Here is a 2701-nt window from a genome sequence, read left to right on the forward strand (position 1 = left end):
GTGGGCGATGGGTCGGCCGCTGTCATGCCGAGCCCCTTGGAGTGGTCGACGCGCATGCGGCTGTCCGGCGGCCGATGATCGCGGCGTTCACGGCCGGATGCACTGCGCGGACTGGCGCTGTGACACGTCGTCCGTGTGGGCGGTGCCGAGGGACGGCAGGTCGCAGCCGGGGAGAACGGCGAACTCGGCCCACGCCACCAGCTCACAGCGGGCGGGGGACACGCGGCGGCTGACCTTCGCCACACGATCATCAAGGGTCAGGGGAAGACGGGTACGCGCCTGCCGCATCCGCAGGTGCGCCCATTCGTGGGCAGCGTCGAACTCAGGGAACGCGCCGAGCGGTCGTCCATCCGCGTCCCACACCACGAACCGGCGTTCGTCCATGGCCCTCTCCCCTCGGTTGGTGGCGGGAGGCCCCTCGCTGTGCCTCCGCTCGCGCGGCGCTCGTGCTGTCACGGACAGCGCCGCGGTACTGGCAGAATGCATGGCTGATCCAGCATACGCAAGTACGTACGCGTGTTGCGTGGGCGTGTGTAGATCAGGCCGCGGGTCGGGCTGGCAGACTGCTACCAGGAGAAGGGAGGACCATGGCGAGCACGCCAGGCCCCACCGTACGGCGTCGGCGTCTGGGCGCAGAGCTGCGCCGGCTGCGGGAGGCGAAGGAGCTGACCGTCGACCAGGCCGGGGAGCACATCCACCGCAGCGGGCCGACGATCAGCCGGATGGAGACCGGACAGTTCCGGTTCGTCACGCGCAACGTCGCGGACCTGCTCGACCTCTACGGCGTCACCGATGCCAACCAGCGACAGGCATTGCTGGCGCTGGCGAAGGAGACCCGCAAGCCCGCGTGGTGGCACTCCTACGGCGATGTCGTGCCGCGCTGGTTCCAGGTCTACATCGGCCTGGAAGCCGAAGCCTCCACGATCACGACCTTCCAGGCCCTGCTTGTGCCCGGCCTGCTCCAGACCGAGGACTACGCGCGGGCGGTCATCCGCGCCGCCTCGCCAGAGCTACCCACGCACGAAGTCGACCGCGCCGTGGAACTGCGGATGAACCGGCAGAAGATCCTCACCGGAGAGCAGCCCGCCCAGCTCTGGGCCATCCTCGACGAGGCAGTGATCCGGCGCCACGTCGGCACTTCCACGATCATGGCCAGGCAGCTTGACCAGCTGATCGAGGCATCCGACCAACCCGGAGTCACGATCCAGGTCGTGCCCTTCACCGTCGGCGCCCACTCCGGCATGATCTCCAGCTTCACGATCCTGGGCTTCCCGGACACCGACGGAGCCCCGGAAACGGTCTACATCGAGGCTCCCACGGGAAGTCTCTACCTGGAGAAACAGACCGAGGTACGGCGCTACGAGGCGTGGATGAACCAGCTCCGAAGCTCCGCCCTCGCCCCGACCAACGGCGCCCTGTCGATCATCAAAGCCGCACGTGAGGACATGGAACGATGACCACCCACAGCAACGACGTCCTGAACTGGCGCAAGAGCAGCTACTCCGGCGGCACCGGCGGCGACTGCGTCGAAGTCGCCACCCTCCCCGACGGCGGCCGAGCCATCCGCGACTCCAAGCAGCCAGACGGGCCGGTCCTGCGCTTCACACCCGCCGAGTGGGCCGCGTTCCAAGCAGGTGTCCGCGACGGCGAGTTCGACTCCTGACACAGAGCCCCGCCGCCACCACCGGGACCGCGCGGGCGTCGCAGGTGCGGGCATCTCCCGCCCGGCGACGCCCGCTTGCTTATGACCGGGCGAGCACTCCCAACCTAGCCGACGTGGCGGCGCCTACTGCTGACAGTGCCACTGGCCGGTCTACCTGCGGATAGGACTGTCAACGTCTTTCATCTACCTCAGCCCGACGTCCGGTCCCGGCGTGAGTGTGCCGGCTACACAAGCGCTTCTCTTTCGCCAAACCGGTTGCGATGCCCGACAGGCGGCTCCTACCATGTGACGGCCGGGCAGATATCCAAGTGGCGTTCGATTGAGAGCGAGGAAGCTACATGAACTCTGACGATGACGACCTTGTTCTAGCCGTTGAAAACCTGTCGCAGGTACAGGACCGTTATGACGCCGAGCACTCCGACGGAGGGAGCACGGGTCGTAGCGACGGAGGCTCCGGCGACGGGCTTAACTTCCCCGAGGAAAACAGATAGGACGACCAGAGCCGCCCGCACCATGGCCACCCTCGATACCTTTGAACAGCGAGGAGCGAATCGCTAGCGATGGAGCATCGTCTGGTCCGGGGAATTGAGGGCGCGTTTGACTGGCGGGACGTCTCACCTCTTGGACGGGAGTTCGCGCGGGGTCATCTGGAAGATACGTCATTGTGCGAACGTCTGATGACCGCGTCGCGACTTCTGGATATTGTCACGCGACGAAGCTTGGAACCACCTCAGCTCCGTTTTTTCAAGGACGGAGACGAACTCCATCCCGCCGACTACCTTCGCTCCCAGACTAACAGGCGACGGCAGAACATTCGCATGGTGGACCCTGGGGCGATGGGAAGCCTGCTCGACACGGGCGTGACTCTCGTGCTCGACGCCCTGGACACGTTTGATCCCACGCTGGAGGTCGCCACCCGCGCACTCCAATGGTGGTCACACGAACTGGTGCAGGTCAACGCATACTTGACGACCCGATCGAGCGCCGGTTTTCCGATCCACTGGGATGACCACGACGTCATTGTTGTCCAACTCGTGG

Annotated in this window: 4 protein-coding genes; 3 read left to right on the forward strand and 1 reads right to left on the reverse strand. The window is 66.0% G+C overall.

Annotated features, from left to right (window positions below; genetic code table 11):
* Positions 1-87 precede the first annotated feature (87 nt).
* A complete protein-coding gene (locus AC08OV_RS13795; protein ID WP_476613371.1) occupies positions 88-384 on the reverse strand; it encodes a hypothetical protein in 297 nt (98 codons plus the stop codon).
* Between the two features lie 203 nt (positions 385-587).
* Here AC08OV_RS13795 and AC08OV_RS13800 point away from each other — a divergent pair, with 203 nt between their 5' ends.
* The 3 genes from AC08OV_RS13800 to AC08OV_RS13810 form a co-directional block, all read left to right on the forward strand.
* On the forward strand, positions 588-1457 hold the full coding sequence (locus tag AC08OV_RS13800; protein ID WP_476613372.1) for a helix-turn-helix domain-containing protein: 870 nt from the start codon (positions 588-590) through the stop codon (positions 1455-1457).
* Positions 1454-1663, forward strand: a complete 210-nt coding sequence (locus tag AC08OV_RS13805; RefSeq protein WP_476613373.1) for a DUF397 domain-containing protein — start codon at positions 1454-1456, stop codon at positions 1661-1663. The genes AC08OV_RS13800 and AC08OV_RS13805 overlap by 4 nt, the downstream gene beginning before the upstream one ends.
* Positions 1664-2223: 560 nt before the next feature.
* The coding region (locus AC08OV_RS13810) for a JmjC domain-containing protein (RefSeq protein ID WP_476613374.1) at positions 2224-2701 on the forward strand (478 nt) is incomplete at its 3' end.

The organism is Frankia sp. CeTa3Moorea (assembly GCF_978021225.1).